This is a genomic window from Lacinutrix sp. WUR7 (genome assembly GCF_016864015.1).
GTDB lineage: Bacteria > Bacteroidota > Bacteroidia > Flavobacteriales > Flavobacteriaceae > Oceanihabitans.
Map to the genome: position 1 here is coordinate 3,720,056 of NZ_CP045067.1, position 16,629 is coordinate 3,736,684.

15 protein-coding genes are annotated in these 16,629 nt (G+C 32.9%); 6 read left to right on the forward strand and 9 right to left on the reverse strand.

Going from position 1 to position 16,629, the window contains the following annotated elements; genetic code table 11:
• Nucleotides 1-97 precede the first annotated feature (97 nt).
• The 3 genes from menD to FG167_RS16170 form a co-directional block, all read right to left on the reverse strand.
• Nucleotides 98-1,858, reverse strand: a complete 1,761-nt coding sequence (menD, locus tag FG167_RS16160; RefSeq protein WP_203459244.1) for a 2-succinyl-5-enolpyruvyl-6-hydroxy-3-cyclohexene-1-carboxylate synthase — start codon at nt 1,856-1,858, stop codon at nt 98-100.
• A gap of 144 nt (nt 1,859-2,002) precedes the next feature.
• The gene (locus FG167_RS16165) at nt 2,003-3,136 is read right to left on the reverse strand and encodes a chorismate-binding protein (RefSeq protein ID WP_203459245.1); all 1,134 of its coding nucleotides are present in this window, start codon (nt 3,134-3,136) and stop codon (nt 2,003-2,005) included.
• A 36-nt stretch (nt 3,137-3,172) separates the two neighbouring features.
• Nucleotides 3,173-3,598, reverse strand: a complete 426-nt coding sequence (locus tag FG167_RS16170; protein ID WP_203459246.1) for a PaaI family thioesterase — start codon at nt 3,596-3,598, stop codon at nt 3,173-3,175.
• 41 nt (nt 3,599-3,639) lie between these two features.
• Between FG167_RS16170 and FG167_RS16175 the strand changes: the two genes are divergently transcribed.
• Together FG167_RS16175 and FG167_RS16180 are read left to right on the forward strand one after the other, a co-directional pair.
• A complete protein-coding gene (locus tag FG167_RS16175) occupies nt 3,640-4,275 on the forward strand; it encodes an alpha/beta hydrolase (RefSeq protein WP_203459247.1) in 636 nt (211 codons plus the stop codon).
• A 91-nt stretch (nt 4,276-4,366) separates the two neighbouring features.
• A complete protein-coding gene (locus FG167_RS16180; protein WP_203459248.1) occupies nt 4,367-4,942 on the forward strand; it encodes a GNAT family N-acetyltransferase in 576 nt (191 codons plus the stop codon).
• Nucleotides 4,943-4,966: 24 nt separating this feature from the next.
• Here FG167_RS16180 and FG167_RS16185 read toward each other — a convergent pair whose 3' ends face one another.
• From FG167_RS16185 to FG167_RS16205, 5 genes are all read right to left on the reverse strand, one after another.
• Nucleotides 4,967-5,719 carry a YoaK family protein gene (locus FG167_RS16185; RefSeq protein WP_203459249.1) on the reverse strand — a complete coding sequence of 251 codons (753 nt, stop codon included), beginning with the start codon at nt 5,717-5,719 and terminating at the stop codon, nt 4,967-4,969.
• Between the two features lie 319 nt (nt 5,720-6,038).
• Nucleotides 6,039-6,962 carry a septum formation inhibitor Maf gene (locus tag FG167_RS16190; protein WP_203459250.1) on the reverse strand — a complete coding sequence of 308 codons (924 nt, stop codon included), beginning with the start codon at nt 6,960-6,962 and terminating at the stop codon, nt 6,039-6,041.
• A 30-nt stretch (nt 6,963-6,992) separates the two neighbouring features.
• Nucleotides 6,993-7,448 (reverse strand): N-acetyltransferase, encoded by a 456-nt coding sequence (locus FG167_RS16195; RefSeq protein WP_203459251.1) that lies wholly within the window; start codon nt 7,446-7,448, stop codon nt 6,993-6,995.
• Between the two features lie 264 nt (nt 7,449-7,712).
• Nucleotides 7,713-9,470, reverse strand: a complete 1,758-nt coding sequence (locus FG167_RS16200) for a serine hydrolase (protein ID WP_203459252.1) — start codon at nt 9,468-9,470, stop codon at nt 7,713-7,715.
• Between the two features lie 156 nt (nt 9,471-9,626).
• Nucleotides 9,627-10,361 carry a class I SAM-dependent methyltransferase gene (locus tag FG167_RS16205; RefSeq protein ID WP_203459253.1) on the reverse strand — a complete coding sequence of 245 codons (735 nt, stop codon included), beginning with the start codon at nt 10,359-10,361 and terminating at the stop codon, nt 9,627-9,629.
• 148 nt (nt 10,362-10,509) lie between these two features.
• Between FG167_RS16205 and FG167_RS16210 the strand changes: the two genes are divergently transcribed.
• Both FG167_RS16210 and FG167_RS16215 read left to right on the forward strand, forming a co-directional pair.
• Nucleotides 10,510-11,310, forward strand: coding sequence for a hypothetical protein (locus FG167_RS16210; RefSeq protein ID WP_203459254.1), 801 nt, complete (start codon nt 10,510-10,512; stop codon nt 11,308-11,310).
• Nucleotides 11,294-12,004 (forward strand): T9SS type A sorting domain-containing protein, encoded by a 711-nt coding sequence (locus FG167_RS16215; protein WP_203459255.1) that lies wholly within the window; start codon nt 11,294-11,296, stop codon nt 12,002-12,004. Before FG167_RS16210 ends, FG167_RS16215 begins: the two co-directional genes overlap by 17 nt.
• Nucleotides 12,005-12,507: 503 nt before the next feature.
• On the opposite strand, the gene dnaK is transcribed toward FG167_RS16215, so the two are convergent.
• Nucleotides 12,508-14,412: a molecular chaperone DnaK gene (dnaK, locus tag FG167_RS16220; RefSeq protein ID WP_203459256.1), complete on the reverse strand. Its 1,905-nt coding sequence runs from the start codon at nt 14,410-14,412 to the stop codon at nt 12,508-12,510.
• A gap of 173 nt (nt 14,413-14,585) precedes the next feature.
• On the opposite strand from dnaK, the gene FG167_RS16225 reads away from it, so the two are divergent.
• The gene (locus FG167_RS16225; RefSeq protein ID WP_203459257.1) at nt 14,586-15,071 is read left to right on the forward strand and encodes a dihydrolipoamide dehydrogenase; all 486 of its coding nucleotides are present in this window, start codon (nt 14,586-14,588) and stop codon (nt 15,069-15,071) included.
• A 136-nt stretch (nt 15,072-15,207) separates the two neighbouring features.
• Nucleotides 15,208-16,629, forward strand: a complete 1,422-nt coding sequence (locus FG167_RS16230; RefSeq protein ID WP_203459258.1) for an L-serine ammonia-lyase — start codon at nt 15,208-15,210, stop codon at nt 16,627-16,629.

Genomic DNA, 16,629 nt, shown 5'->3' on the forward strand with positions numbered 1-16,629 from the left:
TAAGTATCTTAAAGATAAGGAATTTACGCATTTTCTAACAATAATAAATTCTTAAATACTTCAATCTACCGACAAAACATCAAAATAAACCGACTAACTACCGTAAAGCTTTAAAATAGTTCAATAATATGGTGTCGTTAACTGTACTTGGTGTAAAAACTTCTAAAATTTTAGGTGTATTTGTTTCTATATAAAATGAGGATAGAACGGCTAGTAATTCCTCTTCATTAGTTGCACTTTCATAAGTAAAACCATACATATCACTTAAATGCTTTGCGGATAATTGGTGTTTGGTTTCAAAAAAAGTATCAAAATTTTCAGAATTTTTATCTCCTGGTAGAATTCTAAAAATCCCACCTCCTTGATTATTAATAACAATAATTCTAAAATGATTAGGAATGTAATTATTCCAAAGCGCATTACTATCGTAAAAGAAACTTAAATCTCCAGTAATAAATACAGTCTGCTTAGTATTGGCAACGGCACAACCAACTGCGGTACTTGTACTTCCATCGATTCCGCTAGTACCCCGATTACAAAAAACTTCTAACGTTTTATTTATTCGAAACAGTTGCGCGTATCTAATGGTAGAACTATTACTCAATTGCAAAACAGTGTGATCAGGAATCGATTTTAAGATCGATTTAAACGCTTTTAAATCGGAAAACGATATATTCTCAAAATAAGCAGCATGCTTCTTTTTTCTGTCTTTCTTTATAGCTGTCCAAAAGTCTTGATAATTGCTTTTAGTAAGATGGGTTACTTCTTGTAAAAACTGGGCAAAAAACTGATTTGGCGTTCTTTTTATATGCTGCTCCAAACAGAAAAAAGTATCGTTAGCCTTTTCTGTTCCAATATGCCAATGTTGTTTCGGTTTGTATTTTCTTAAAAAAGCTTTAATTTTTTTTGATACAATTAATCCGCCAAAAGTTACAAGAATATCTGGTTGTAAAGCTTTAAATTCTTCTTCGTTTAAAGGCGCTATTATTTTATCTATACTATTCAAAAAATGAGGATGATGGATATTAGAAGTCGTTTCGGTAAAAACAATCACACTTTCGTCTTCAGCAAGTTCATCTAACCATTTTTGATCGATGCTATTGGGTTTATTTACACCAACAACAACCATTTTCTTTTTAGCAGCATACCAATCGGATACTAAATTAGACAACTGCAGTTCTTCTATTTTATTGACTTTCTTAGTGACCTCTACTACCTTAGGATTTACAGTTAAAGCATCCACGGTTTCATACAAAGGCTCATCAAAGGGAATATTAATATGAACAGGACCATTCTTATGTATTGCAATATTTAAAGCTTCATTGATTTCTGCTTCGTTTTGTGATTGTATATTTTGCTGAAGACCTAATAGTTTTTCTAACTTGTTTTCAATATTCTTAAATATTGGTAATTCTTCATTTTGCACAAAGCTATTTTCTTCCTTTATATCTTGTTTTAAATTCGCGGAATACAATATGTGGTTTTCATATACATTTTCTTGATTAATGGTTTGTCCGTCACCAATTCCTATTAAATATTTTGGTCTATCTGCAGATAAAACTACTAGAGGAATATTGCTATAAAAAGCCTCTGCAATTGCAGGATAATAATTTAATAATGCACTACCCGAAGAGCAAACTACGGCAACCGGTTTTTGTATTTGTTGGGCAATACCTAATGCGAAAAATGCAGCACAACGCTCGTCTACAATACTGTAACAAGTAAAATAGTCATCGTTTGTAAAACCTATGGTTAAAGGTGCATTTCTACTTCCTGGAGAAATAACAATATGGTTTATATGCTTTGCTTTACAAAGCTGAATAATGGTTTGTGCTAAAGGGATTTTTGGGTGTTTCATGCGTACTTCCCATGAAAATGGGAATCTTTTTAAATTACGAAAAAGCGATATACAAATGTAAGTTTTTGCTACTAATACCCGATAATATTTTGGTTTTAAATTTTATAATAACAGCCAAAAAGTTAATGTAAATTCTTGATTTGTTTACAAAACGGCTTTCATGGTTTCCGTTTTATTAACGGTTTCCTCCCATTCCTTTTCTGCAATAGAGTCTTTAGTAATTCCGCCACCAACATAGATACTTGCTTTCACATCTGTTAACTGCATACAACGTAAATTCACATACAAGTTAGATACCGTTTTAATGGCTGCATATGCGTTATTTTCTACATTTCTGCGGTTGGTATTTCGTGATGTTTTTTCTTTACTATTAATTTCGCCTAAAAAACCGGTATAAAACTCACGGTCATAGTTTTCGTTTTCCAGAATAAACTGTTTTGCGATCGTTTTTGGTAATCCGCAAACAGCTGGCGTTGGGTGTAATGCTTTTACAACTTCCATTAAATCCGAATTTAAAACACCCGAAACTTTAGTGCTTAAATGCAGTAAACTTCCTGCCTTTATGGTTTTAGTAGCTGCAACTACAATATTACTTACTGAAGATTCTAAACTAGCAATTAAATAATCGGTTACTAATTGTTGTTCTTCGGTTTCTTTAGCTTTCCAATCCGGATTATCATCTCCTTGATACGCTTGTGTTCCTGCCAAAGCCATGGTTGTAAACCGATTTCCTGTAATACTTAATAAAGTTTCCGGAGTTGCACCAAGCCATAAACCTATTTTTGGATGGTACCAACAATACACAAAAGCGGTAGAGTATTTTACTAATAAGCGTTCAAAAAGGGCCATAGGATTACTTTCGGTAAGCCTAACTTCTTCTTTTCTGGATACGACTACTTTTTTCAATCTCCCTTCAACTATACCATTTATAGCTTTGGTTACTAGATTAATATGAAAATCCTTCGCATCGTTTAATACGTTTTCACTTTCCTGTTGCACTTCTTTTTTGTCTCGTGTATTTTGTTCTGTAACTTCGGAAATAGCAAAGGAAGATTCTAAGGTTTCCGATACTGAAAAAGGCATCAATACCGTTTGTTTTTCTGCGTTAAAAGGAGCAAAAACAAAACCACTTTCGGTTAGATCTTTAGAGGTATAAACGATATCGTCATCTTGAAAAACTCCTTTTATAACGGAAGCATTCGGTTTACGATACAGTACAAAAGGCAAAGCATCGTCAAAATGATTCTGGGCAATTTCTAAGAATTCGGAGGTTTGCATGAATAAGATCTATTTGATTTCCGTGAAAACGGAAACCTATTTCTTTTTAGGTAAGGAGATGGTAGATAATCTACAAATAGACACCAAATTATCGTGGTCATCTGTAATTCTAATATCTAACAATTGTGTGGTTCTTCCTTTATGTAAAAAAGTAGCTTTTGCATATACAAAACCTTCGGTAACACTTTTTAAATGGTTTGCGGTAATCTCTAAACCACGAACAAATTTGTTTTCGGTATCTATAAATAAATGCGAAGCAAAACTACCTACGCTTTCTGCTAAAGCTGCAGTTGCTCCACCATGTAAAACGCCGTCTGGTTGGTACACTCTAGAATCTACAGGCATTCTGGCTACTAAAAAATCTTCGCCATAGTCTACCATTTCTATGTTTAGCGTTTCCATTAAGGTGTTTTTACTAGCAGCATTTGCTTTTGCTAACATGCTTTCTTTAGATATTTGCATATAAATAATGTATTTTTATTGTCGGATTGTAAAAGTACAAAATGAATTTAGAAGAAAAAGAAATTTCATACACAACTACCAATAGTTATGCTACTTTAAATACACTAACCGACAAAACTAAAAATGTTTGGTTTGTTTGTCACGGAATGGGGTATTTAAGTAGATATTTTTTAAGGTATTTTGACGGATTGAATAAAGACGAAAATTATATTATTGCGCCACAAGCACAGAGTAAATATTATAGTTCTCCAAAATTTAAGCATGTTGGAGCAAGTTGGTTAACCAAAGAGAACACAGATAAGGAAACCGAAAACGTCATGCGTAATTTGGATGCTGTTTTAACTGCGGAAGCGTTACCAAAAAATATAAACCTCATCGTTTTAGGATACTCACAAGGTGTTAGTATTGCTTCCCGATTTGTTGCCAGACGAAAACTAGTCTGCACACAATTGGTTTTACATTCTGGAGGATTACCAAAAGAATTGAAAGCAGAAGACTTTGCATTTTCAAAGGCAAAAGTATCTATGATTTATGGTACCGAAGACGAGTATTTAAACGAAGAACGCATTACTCACGAAACTACTAGAGCAAAAGAATTATTTGGTGACCGTTTGCAAATTATTCCTTTTGAGGGAAAACATGCGGTGAATGTAGCGTTGATAAATGGATTGGTTTAAAAACACCCCTAAGGTCCCCTCGAGGGGACAATTTGAAAATTAAATAATATCGTTTAATTAAAAAAGATTCCCACTTTCGTGGGAAATGAATATGAAAATACTGCAACTAGAAAACGAATACGTAAAACTCACGCTTTTAGATGGTAGTAATTACAAGCATCTTTCTAAAATTGCAGAAGAGAAAGGTTTAATCTTCTACTCTCCTAGCGCTATTTCTCCTCCTGAAAAACTAAAAGAATATGTGCAACATGCTGTAGATAGCTATACTAAGCAAACGGCAATTCCTTTTATTATTTATGATAAGAAAAAACAAGCCTATGCAGGATGTACAAGGTTTGGCTTAATAAACTACAAAAACAAAGTAGTACATATTGGTTGGACTTGGATTGGAAAAGATTTTCAAGGTTCTGGATTAAACAAACAAATGAAATTTTTAATGCTTCAATATGCTTTTGAAGTATTACAATTTGATAAGGTAGAATTTCGAATCGATGAACGAAACATAAAATCTAGAAAAGCGGTAGAAAAAATTGGCGGAACGCTAGAAGGTCTTTTACGAAAAGACACTTTAATGTTAGACGGTTTTAAACGTAGTACTTGTTGTTATGGTGTTTTAAAAGAAGAATGGCCAGAAATAAAATCTGGAGTTTTTCAAGGATTTGTTTGAAGTTAAAACGTTTTAACATCTATATCAGAAGCTATTTACTACTTTTTTTCTTTGTTTATATTTTCTTTTCGCCATAATTAATCGGTATCTCAAATCGTCATAAAACAGGCTTGTTAATAAAATTACTGCGCCAATAATCAGTGTATTTAATTTTAAACCCAGTCTGGAGTAAAAAAACCCGCCTACTAATCCGCCAAGAAAAAAGAAGCAAATAATATAAACCCGTAGTTTTATTGTCTCTTTAATTTTTTCTCTTTTTAGATGCGTTTTAGGAAAAAATAGTTGTGATAATTCAATTCCTAAATCGGTGAACAATCCTGTAAGATGTGTTGTTCTAACTACTGCATTTGAAATTTTTGTAACTAACGAATTTTGAAGTCCCATTGCAAAGAGTAACATACAAACAATTAAGTCTGGATATTTTATTTCTCCCGCATCACTTAGGACAGCAATCGATAATAAAACAAAGCTTTCCATTATTGTTGGTAAAACAAAAACATTCAGTTTTTTATTTCCTTTGAATTTTTCAATTAGGAAACTGGACAGAAAAGAACCAAAGAGAAAAGAAAAAATATAAAGGAAATAAATGGTTCCTTTCCAAACCTCAAAATTGGCAACATCTCTAATAAAAAGAGCAAAATGTCCTGTTACATTTGTGGTCAATTGGCTAAAAGCTAAAAACCCTGTAACATTCACAATTCCTGCAACCAAGGATAAAATTGTGGCAATTCGCAAATTATGTTTTATTGTTCTGCTTTTACCTTGATGTCTAAACATTTTATTTTCATTTATTTCGATTTTTCAAATTGCATATAACGAACAAATAAGAAGATTTGAGTCCGTATTAATGACTTATATTAGAAGTTAAACGAAGTTAGAAGAAATAATTGATAATGCCAAGTTGCTATCCAACAAAAACACCTTGAAAATATCCAAGGTGCTTTGTTTCGTATTATTTAACTCAAAGTGTTTTTAATACCTCTATAATTTCTGAAATAGAGGCTCTTTTGTCATTTCATTACTTATAATTTATCTTTATAACTATTGAGTTAAATCCTTATTTTTCGCGTTCTTATTTTGATGGCTTTTTTCGTTTTTACTTTAGCAACTGTAATTCCTCTCGTTTCCTTTCATCGGTACGTTTTTTTTGATTCCAATATGGTTCTTTCAAACTTACTTTCAATTTAGCTTCCGTTATTAGGCCGTCTCCATCACCTTCTGTCCAGGATAGTATTTTATATGGAAATCTATTTTCTACATCAATAGATAATTTCCTATCATAATTTAAATAGGCTATATTATAGTGAATTATGGAGTCAGACTCTGTCTTACTAATTTCTGCTTTGGCAGGTTTTAATTCCTGATAAGCAAAACGACTGTATATGGTAGAAAAAATCATATCCACTTCTCCTAAAGGTAATTGTCCTTTATTTATACGAATACGCGTCAGAAGTTCATCCTCTAAAAGTGCTACAGGTATATCTTTCTGCTCATCTCCATCTGCTTCAAAGTAAGAGAACTGTTTAAAATCATACACATCCTCTTTAAGATTTAGTTGTGTGAATGTATGTCCGCACCATTCTTGAATACTCGTATTTAATTTTAAAGTATGTGGATAATTTTCAGCGTCCACCGGAGTAAACGTAGAAGTAACTATCGAGTAATCATAGATTCCAGTTGTGAATTTTCTAACCTGATTCAATTTTAAAACAGAAACATTATCTATTCCTGCTTCTTGAGGATTATCTAATTTTACTTGTTTGCTTAATGAGAATGGTTCTGTTACAAATACGAGTACCACTTCGCCTTCGCGAATTTCACCATAACGAGATTGTTTCAAAGCATAGCTATTCAGTTCTGCTGTACCCGAGTACCAATAATCATTAAATGCAGCTCCTAAATCGACTACACTTTTTTCCTTTTCAGAAGAGGTTTGGTTGTTAGATATATTCGAATCCTTTTTACAAGAAAGAAAAAAGAAGATCCCTAGAATGCAAAATATTTTTAATGGTTGTATCATTTTTTTAATGGGTTATATGAATAGTTGTGCCTAGTTATTTATTCTTCGTTCGAATTTAATCTTTCTAACGCCATGATCGGTGTCCCATTGTTTAACTTCTTTGAAATCAAATTTCTTATACAATGCAGTCGCTGGTCCGTTATCTAATCCTGTTTCCACAACAAAAAGATCCGAATCGTAGTTATTAAAAACGAATTCCATTAATTTTCTTGCTACTCCTTGCCTGAAAAAACGCGGAGCCACAACCAAACTATTAATATGTGTAAAGGTATTGTTATGTGTTATTTCTACAACGCCAGCAAGTTCTTCATTTTTTAAGTATCCAAAAAATGCTGTTTCGCTATTAACGTAACTTTCAAGAGGTCTTTTTAAAGGAGGAAAATCTACAGCTTTTAATAACTCCGCCTCTATCTTATACGATAATTGAAAAACGGAACGTATTTTTTCAGAAACTCTTAGGTTCTTATTGTGGAGTCTTTCAATCATATTTTTAATCGTTTATTTTATTTGGACGATAGCTTTCCGTTTTAAGGATTCCTATCTAGAAGTTAAACGAAGTTAGCTGAAAAACTTGATAATATCAAGTTGCTATCCAACAAAAAAACTATCTAAAAAGTTAGTATGGCATGTCATCTTGCACCTATCCGAAAAATCTTGTAATTAAATATTTAGATTTCTCTTCTTTGATCAAAATGACAAAACAATTCCTTTTTAGATAGTTCTTATTTTATCTTAGATTTTCGTTTTTTTTTACATTTTCTTCCCCGTCATTTCTCTTCCTCCTTGTAAAAGAGTGACGCTTTCTATTTCTCCAGCAGCATTTTTATTAAAGGTTAATTGTGCTGCAACAACTTTTAAATAAAACACGTTATCCGATTTTGCAAAAATATCAAATACTGGTTGTCCGGTTGCTTGTGTTTTTAGTTGGTTTCCTTCCTTAAAAATTTCGATTACAAATTCTGGCATTAATTGGTATTTACCAACATAGCTTTGTAGCATTTCGTCTGCTACAATAACTTCCTGTACTAAACCTGAAATATCTTCTCCTAGTTTCTTTAAAAAATCAATTCCGTTTTGGTTATTCGGATTTAGTTCTACGGACTTCTTATAATTTACAATTGCTTGTTCGTTGTTTCCTTGTGTCATTAAACCTTCAGCATAACTATCATATGCATTTGATGAATTTGGATATGCATCTACAATAAGTTTAAAAATGCTTACTGCTTCGTCTACTTTTTCCGCTTGTAATAATTTATAGCCAATGCTATTCATATCACTTTCTTTTACCTCATAATCACTTAAAGATTTAATACTATTATAATACGTTAAAGCCGCTTCAATTCCGTTAGATTCTATTTTTTCGTATACGGCATTCGCTACAGATTTTTTAGGAAAGCTGTAAGACTCATTATACATAATACCACGAATTGCTTTTGCCATTTCATTAAGAGGAGCGCCTCCGGTATTGTTTAATAATACGATTAATGATTTGTCTTTTGGAGCTCTAGTAATTAAGGTATTAAAACCGTTAATTCCGCCACCATGACTAATCGTTTCTACTTTTGTATCTGTATCCCCAATAGGTTCGCTACCAATAGTCCAACCATAGCCATAATGACCACTCCATGCTTTTATATGTTCGCCAAAAAACAATTTCATAGATTCTTTAGAAAGTAGTTTGTTCGTATATAAAGCTTGATCCCAAAGGTATAAATCTTCTGCTGTAGCATATAAAGATCCCGCGGCATAAGGAATAGACATATCTAAATAACTTGCATTTACAAAATCGCCTCCTTGTTTTTCGTATCCGGTTGCTCTATTTTTTAAAATAGTTTCATGATGATCAAACCCAGAATCCTTCATATTTAAAGGAATCAAAATATTTTCTTGTAACATTTCCTCATAGGTTTTTTCTGAAATTTTTTCAATTAAAACACCTAAAAGGAAATAGCCAGAATTACTATAACTAAATTTTTCACCAGGAGAGAAATCTAATTCCATCTCCGAAAATTCATTTACAAATGCTGCAGGTGTATACGGATTTCTACTTTTATCTTTAAAAAAGTTTGGAAAAGAAGTGTAATTAGGAATTCCCGAAGTATGCGTTAATAAATGATGTGTTGTAATGATATCTCCAGTGGCTTTAGGATAGTCTGGAAGATACGTTATTATTGGAGCTTGTAAGTCTATTTTACCTTGTTCTGCCAATTGAAGAATTAGCATTCCAGTAAATTGTTTGGATATAGAACCTAATCGGTGTTTTGTGTTTGGTGCATTAGGAATACCCCATTCCATATTGGCAAATCCAAAGCCTTTTTTATAAATAACTTTACCGCTTTCGGCGATTAAAACAGAACCATTAAAGGTTTTGTATGCGGTATACGTGTCAATGAGTTTAGTGATTTGCGCTTCTCTTACTTGTCCAAAAGTAAGGTTCATAAAAAATAAGCATGCAAATAAGATTAAAACATGGGTTTTGCTCACATGCCTTTTTGATTGTTGTTCCATAATATTATTTTTGATTGATTAATGAATACTATTCCACGGAATAGATTTCATATAAGACGACTTCACGTGTCCATAAGTTACAATAAAAAGGAAACTTCTTTTAAAAGAACAAGATTAGCCCATTAAAAGTCAAGTATTTACTAATGAAGTTTAAAATTAGTTTTTAGAAGCAATAATTACACTTTCTTTTTTTAAAAACCCTAGGACATTTTTCGCATCTTCTTCATAATCTAAAACATCGATTTTAAAACCTGCTTCTTGCAAACGATTTGATAAACCAGATACCGAATAAATTCTTAAATGATCTTCTTGTCCGAAATATTTTAAACGATCTGCTTCTGTTACAATAGTATTGTCTTCGTAGTTATCACCTTCTTTAAAAGGTGTTTGCACATAACAAACTCCATTAGGTTTTAGTATTCTATATAACTCTTGCATTGCTTTTCTGTCTTGAGCAACATGCTCTAATACATGATAACAAATAATAACATCATAATAATTATCTGGTTCATCAATTGCTTCAATATTAAGCTTTTTCATGGCTTGAAATTCGCCTAAATAATCGGTTGTTATATATTCTTTTGTATTTGCTTTTTGTATTTGCTCCTTTAAACTATGCGAAGGTGAAAAATGCAGTACCTTCTTATTCTTTAAGGTATCTTTAATTAAGGTCCAGAGTCTTCTATTTCTAGAAATACTTCCGCATTTAGGACAAATGCTTCCAAAGTTTTCTGTAACAACAAATTTAGAAAGCTTAAAACCACAAAGATTACATTGATAGGTACCCCCTTTATAAAAGAAGGCAATACAGCTTCTAAGTAAAGTTTCGTTTTTATTTAGAAACCCACTTGGCATAAAGCCTTTAATTATTTTCTTGAGGGATTGATACATTACGTGATTTTATTATTGCTGCGAAGGTAACTTTTAAGGCTTAATTATAAAAACAAAAAAACAAACCAAATTAATTCTTATATTTATGACTTTAATAATTCAAACATTAAAACATAAAAAAAACTACTCTTAAAGTTTTGGCTATAATGTGTTTTGCTCTTACCTACAAACATTAAACCAAAATGCCATGTGGCCTAACGGGGCTTGGTCTGTAACTGGAACGTATAACTCTGACCCATTAGCATTTGAAGCAAATCCTACTGTGGATGCTAATTTTGCTTTCGATGATGACGATGCTGGAAATGGAAGTGATGATGATATCGCTGCAGAATCCCCTATCATCGATTTAACCGCTGCTCATGGAGCTACAGAAACATGGGTTACCATTTCTGCTGACTTTGTTTACAATAATAACAATGACGATATTTTGCAATTTGAATATTGGGATGCAGATGCAGCATCATGGAACATAATTGGTACTCCAATTAATGCCGATACAGCAGGAGCTCCTCAAGACAATTTCTGTTCAGGAACAGCAGAAGCATATACAACAGATGTGCTAAACATTGTATCTTTTACTGCAACACAATTATCAGGATTTAGATATAGAATCTATTTTGATGATACATTAGGTGGTGCTGGTTATGAATGGGGATTCTGTTTCCAATCACCAACAATTACTTCTGAAACACCACCTGCTTGTCCAGATCCTATAACATTAACAGCATTTAATATAGACGGTTTTTCAGCAGATTTAGCATGGACAGAAAATGGAAGTGCTACACTATGGAATATTGAATTAGTAGATATTACTGCTGCTGGAACTCCGACCAGAACGCCAACAGCTTCTGGAATTGCAAATCCATACAATATAACAGGATTGACAGTTTCTAATGATTACGAATATTATGTGCAAGCGGATTGTGCTGTAGATGGAACGTCGGAATAGACAGGACCTTTTTAGCTTTGCTACACCTTATGTAGCTGTTGCTCCAGATTGTTCTAACGGAATATTCCTAGATTCAGGTGGAATGAGTGCTGATTATTCGAATAGCGAAACTATTACTTATACTTTAATGCCATATATGCCAGGAAATGCTGTTTCTGTAAACTTTACAGCGTTTAGTACTGAAAATATTGGCGCTACGGCATGTTATGATGGGTTAACAATTCATAATGGTGCGGATGCTTCTGCTCCAACAATGGACCTTCCAGGAGGAGGCACTATTTGGTGTTGGGATGAAGATGATACTGTACCAGGTGGTACAGGTGACTTAGAAGGTATGACTATTACCTCTACGGATGCTTCAGGAGCCTTAACATTTGTATTTACTTCAGATGGATCTGCAACTAGAGAAGGATGGGAAGCTATAGTAACTTGTGCAACATTATCTACTGCAGATTTTGATAATAGTTTAGCATTTACTTATTATCCAAACCCAGTAAATGATAATTTAGTTATTAAAGCACAAAAAGATATTGAAAGTATATCTGTTTATAATATGTTAGGTCAAGAACTACAACGTTCTACTCCTAATAGTATTAATGCAGATGTACATATGTCTTCTTTACAAACTGGAGCTTACTTTGTTAAAATAACTATTGGTAACGCTACAGAAACAATAAGAGTTATTAAAAAATAATTCTTATTTTATAATACGTAAAAAAAGGCTATCCTTAAAAAGGCAGTCTTTTTTATGCGAAATTACATAGTAATATCTTGGTCATTAAAAGACTAAAAAAACGCAACCAAATTAATGGTTGCGTTTTTCTTTATATATAATTCTAAATTATATTTTCGATACTGTTATACCTTCTGAGTTCGTATTTGCGTTTCATTTAATAATACAATATCCTGGACTAAAGTTATATGAATCAATCGTTGCATTTAAGGTGCTAGGCATGCTATTTAATACTTGTTCTCCTAATGTATTACAGTAACACTTTTCATTTGTTTTTTTAGCATATATGCTTAAATGATTCAAAAAAAAATCTGCCATAAAAACATTTAAATATTTTTCAATAAAAAAACGCAACCAAATTAATGGTTGCGTTTTTAATATATTTAAAAAGCTTTAAAAAGATACTCACCTGCGTGAGCATAAGCGATTCGCACAATTTTTATTTATAAAAATTGGCTCTCTGCTTACTTAACTTCTTCGAAGTCTACATCTTCAACGTCACTTCCTTCCGTTGCGTCTGCTCCAGCATTTGCATCAGGACCAGCATCTGTTCCTCCTTGTGCATCTGCTTGTGCTTTGTACATTTCTTCACTAGCAACTTTCCAAGCTTCGTTTAAAGTATCTAAAGCTGGAGAGATTACCGCTACATCTTTAGTTTCGTATGCTTTTTTAAGTTCTTCTAAAGCTGCTTCCACTGGTGCTTTTTTATCATCTGATATTTTATCACCAAATTCTTTCAATTGTTTTTCCGTTTGGAAAATCATTGAATCCGCTTCATTTAATTTTTGAGCGTTTTCTGCTGCTTTAGCATCTGCTTCTGCATTTTCTTCTGCATCCGCTTTCATTTTTTTGATTTCTTCTTCTGTTAATCCAGAAGATGCTTCAATACGAATATCTTGTGTCTTACCAGTAGCTTTATCTCCTGCAGAAACTTTGATAATTCCGTTTGCATCAATATCGAAAGTTACTTCAATTTGAGGAGTACCACGTTGTGCTGGTGGAATTCCGTCTAAATGAAAACGTCCAATTGTTTTATTATCTGCAGCCATAGAACGTTCTCCTTGTAAAACATGGATTTCTACAGATGGTTGATTATCTGCTGCTGTAGAGAATACTTGACTCTTTTTTGTTGGAATTGTTGTATTTGCTTCAATAAGTTTTGTCATTACATTACCCATTGTTTCAATACCAAGAGATAAAGGTGTTACATCTAAAAGTAATACATCTTTAACATCTCCAGATAAAACTCCACCTTGAATTCCTGCTCCTAAAGAAACAACCTCATCAGGATTTACACCTTTACTTGGTGCTTTTCCGAAGAATTTCTCAACTGCTTCTACAACTGCTGGAATACGTGTTGATCCACCAACAAGAATAACTTCATCGATATCAGATTTAGATAAACCTGCTGCTTTTAAGGCCGTTTGACAAGGCTCGATAGTACGTTTTACTAAATCGTCAATTAATTGCTCAAATTTAGCTCTTGTTAAAGTACGTACTAAGTGTTTTGGTCCACTTGCTGTAGCAGTAACGTAAGGTAAATTAATCTCTGTTTGTGCAGAAGATGATAATTCAATTTTTGCTTTTTCTGCAGCTTCTTTAATACGTTGTAAAGCCATTGGGTCTTTACGTAAATCAATACCTTCTTCTTTGTTAAACTCATCTGCTAACCAGTCGATAATTTTTTGATCTACATCATCTCCACCTAAATGCGTATCTCCATCTGTAGAAAGCACTTCAAATACACCATCTCCTAATTCTAAGATAGATACATCATGTGTTCCTCCACCAAAATCAAATACTACTATTTTTTGGTCAGTTCCTTTTTTGTCCATACCATAAGCTAAAGCTGCTGCTGTTGGCTCGTTGATAATACGACGTACTTTTAAACCTGCAATTTCACCAGCTTCTTTAGTTGCTTGACGTTGTGCATCGTTAAAATATGCAGGAACAGTAATTACTGCTTCACTTACAGAAGTACCTAAATAATCTTCTGCCGTTTTCTTCATTTTCTGAAGAATCATTGCGGATAATTCTTGAGGTGTATATAAACGACCATCAATATCTACTCTTGGAGTATCATTATCTCCTTTTACCACTTTATATGGTACACGTTCTGCTTCTTTTTTAGATTCAGAATATTTATTTCCCATAAAACGCTTAATAGAATAAACCGTTTTTGTTGGGTTCGTTACTGCTTGACGTTTTGCTGGATCACCAACTTTAATTTCACCGCCTTCTACAAAAGCGATAACTGATGGTGTTGTTCTTTTACCTTCTGCATTTGGAATTACAACTGGTTCGTTACCTTCCATTACAGAAACGCAGGAATTTGTTGTTCCTAAATCGATTCCAATAATCTTACTCATAATTATATTTTTTGTGTGTTGAAATTTATTTTTTAATTCATAATGTTATAGTCAATGACTATGCCAATACAAGATGACTGACACGATGTCATAAAATCGTTAAATCCTTTAATTTTTATTTTTTTAACCAGTAATATTGAAAGCTATTTGTAACTTTAAACAAAAATTGAATTATGAAAAAAATTGTATCTGTATTATTTGTGTTTAGCTTATTATTAATGTCTTGCCAAGGAGAAGACGGAATTGACGGTCAAAATGGAAGTATTTTTCTAGGCCAATCTTTTGAAAGAAATATTGATTTAGTCACTACAAATAATTATCAACAAACCATAGAAATCCCCTTGAGTATTGACTTATATGATACAGATATGGTTTTAGTTTATCGTCTTTTAGGTCAATCTGGTGGCTATGATATATGGAAACCTCTTCCAGAAACTGTTTACACTAATTTTGGTGACGAATTTCAATATAACTTTGAACACAATTTTGATTTTGTAACCATTTTTATAGATGCACCTTCCACATTTAATTATAACAATTTACTTTCTGGTGACACTTTAAACCAAGTTTTTAGAATCGTTGTATTACCTGTAGATTTTGTAAACAGTAAAAACATCGATGTCACTAATTATGATGAAGTTATAAAATACACAAAATAAAACCCCACTTCATAGATAATTTGAAATTGCTCTAAAACTATATTTACCCCTTTATTTTAATAAATATAAGCCATATTCTATAAGTAACTTCTATAACAAAATGTATATTTACCCCAACTCTAAAAGGTTATAGTAAATGGAATGTATTTCGGTTTTTGATATGCTTAAAATTGGTGTTGGTCCTTCTAGTTCACATACTTTAGGCCCTTGGCGTGCAGCAGAACGTTGGATTAAAGAATTAAAAGCAAATAATACTTTTGATAAGGTAGAAGGTATTCAAATAGATCTTTACGGTTCTTTGTCGTTAACAGGAAAAGGGCATGCCACAGATTATGCTGTAATGTTAGGTTTATGTGGATTTGATCCGGAAACGATTCCAACGGAAAACATTCCAGAAATAATTTCTACTATAAAGGAAAAAAACGTTTTATCTTTTAATAACGAAAAAACAATTTCTTTTAATCCTTCGGAAGACATCACTTTCAACAGAAAGTTTTTACCTTTTCATTCTAACGGAATGACATTTACGGCACATATAGATGGCACGAAAAAGAAGTCTACCTTCTACTCTATTGGTGGTGGATTTGTAGTGAAAGAAGAGCGTAAAAACTCGAAAAGAAATTTTGAAATAAAATGCTCGTTCCCATATCCTATAGATAAAGGAACAGAGCTTTTACAATTTTGTAAAGATTTAGATTTACCAATCTCGCAAGTCGTTTTAGAAAACGAAAAATCTATTCGTTCTACGGAAGATATTGACAAAGAACTACAACGTATTTGGAACACCATGTTAGAATGTATGTATCTTGGTTGTCATACCGAAGGTAATCTTCCTGGTGGTTTAAATGTAAGACGTCGCGCTTATGACATGCACCAAAAACTAAAAGGCGAAAAACCATATACAACCCATATAGAGTGGCTTTATTCAATAAGAAATACCGAAGTTAAGTTTCGACAAATTTTAAAATGGGTAAGCTGTTTTGCACTAGCTGTAAACGAAGTAAATGCATCTTTAGGTCGCGTTGTTACTGCTCCAACCAACGGAAGCGCTGGAGTAATTCCTGCCGTATTAATGTATTATCTGGTGATTGAAAACCACGATGGTAATTTTGAAGACATAAAACGTTTTCTATTAGTTGCTGGAGAAATAGGAAGCATCTTTAAAAAAGGGGCAACTATTAGTGCCGCAATGGGAGGATGTCAAGCAGAGATTGGAGTAAGTTCTGCAATGGCAGCTGGGGCTTTAACCGAATTACTTGGTGGTACACCAGAACAGGTTTTAGTAGCTTCAGAAATTGCTATGGAGCATCATTTAGGTCTTACCTGTGATCCTATTGGTGGATTAGTACAAATACCTTGTATAGAACGTAATGCAATGGGAGCAATTAAAGCTATTAATGCAGCAGAATTAGCCTTAGATACCGATCCTAACAATGTAAAAGTTCCTTTTGACAAAGTAGTAGCTACCATGTGGGAAACTGCCAAAGACATGAATACAAAGTATAAAGAAACTAGCGAAGGTGGCTTAGCGGTTAGCGTAAATATGTCAGATTGTTAA

What these genes read in the sequence shown, in the direction of transcription:
- menD (WP_203459244.1), bottom strand. Translation starts at nt 1,858, where the DNA reads ATGAAACACCCAAAAATCCCTTTAGCACAAACCATTATTCAGCTTTGT.
- FG167_RS16165 (WP_203459245.1), bottom strand. Translation starts at nt 3,136, where the DNA reads ATGCAAACCTCCGAATTCTTAGAAATTGCCCAGAATCATTTTGACGAT.
- FG167_RS16170 (WP_203459246.1), bottom strand. Translation starts at nt 3,598, where the DNA reads ATGCAAATATCTAAAGAAAGCATGTTAGCAAAAGCAAATGCTGCTAGT.
- FG167_RS16175 (WP_203459247.1), top strand. Translation starts at nt 3,640, where the DNA reads ATGAATTTAGAAGAAAAAGAAATTTCATACACAACTACCAATAGTTAT.
- FG167_RS16180 (WP_203459248.1), top strand. Translation starts at nt 4,367, where the DNA reads ATGAAAATACTGCAACTAGAAAACGAATACGTAAAACTCACGCTTTTA.
- FG167_RS16185 (WP_203459249.1), bottom strand. Translation starts at nt 5,719, where the DNA reads ATGTTTAGACATCAAGGTAAAAGCAGAACAATAAAACATAATTTGCGA.
- FG167_RS16190 (WP_203459250.1), bottom strand. Translation starts at nt 6,962, where the DNA reads ATGATACAACCATTAAAAATATTTTGCATTCTAGGGATCTTCTTTTTT.
- FG167_RS16195 (WP_203459251.1), bottom strand. Translation starts at nt 7,448, where the DNA reads ATGATTGAAAGACTCCACAATAAGAACCTAAGAGTTTCTGAAAAAATA.
- FG167_RS16200 (WP_203459252.1), bottom strand. Translation starts at nt 9,470, where the DNA reads ATGGAACAACAATCAAAAAGGCATGTGAGCAAAACCCATGTTTTAATC.
- FG167_RS16205 (WP_203459253.1), bottom strand. Translation starts at nt 10,361, where the DNA reads ATGTATCAATCCCTCAAGAAAATAATTAAAGGCTTTATGCCAAGTGGG.
- FG167_RS16215 (WP_203459255.1), top strand. Translation starts at nt 11,294, where the DNA reads ATGGAACGTCGGAATAGACAGGACCTTTTTAGCTTTGCTACACCTTAT.
- dnaK (WP_203459256.1), bottom strand. Translation starts at nt 14,412, where the DNA reads ATGAGTAAGATTATTGGAATCGATTTAGGAACAACAAATTCCTGCGTT.
- FG167_RS16225 (WP_203459257.1), top strand. Translation starts at nt 14,586, where the DNA reads ATGAAAAAAATTGTATCTGTATTATTTGTGTTTAGCTTATTATTAATG.
- FG167_RS16230 (WP_203459258.1), top strand. Translation starts at nt 15,208, where the DNA reads ATGGAATGTATTTCGGTTTTTGATATGCTTAAAATTGGTGTTGGTCCT.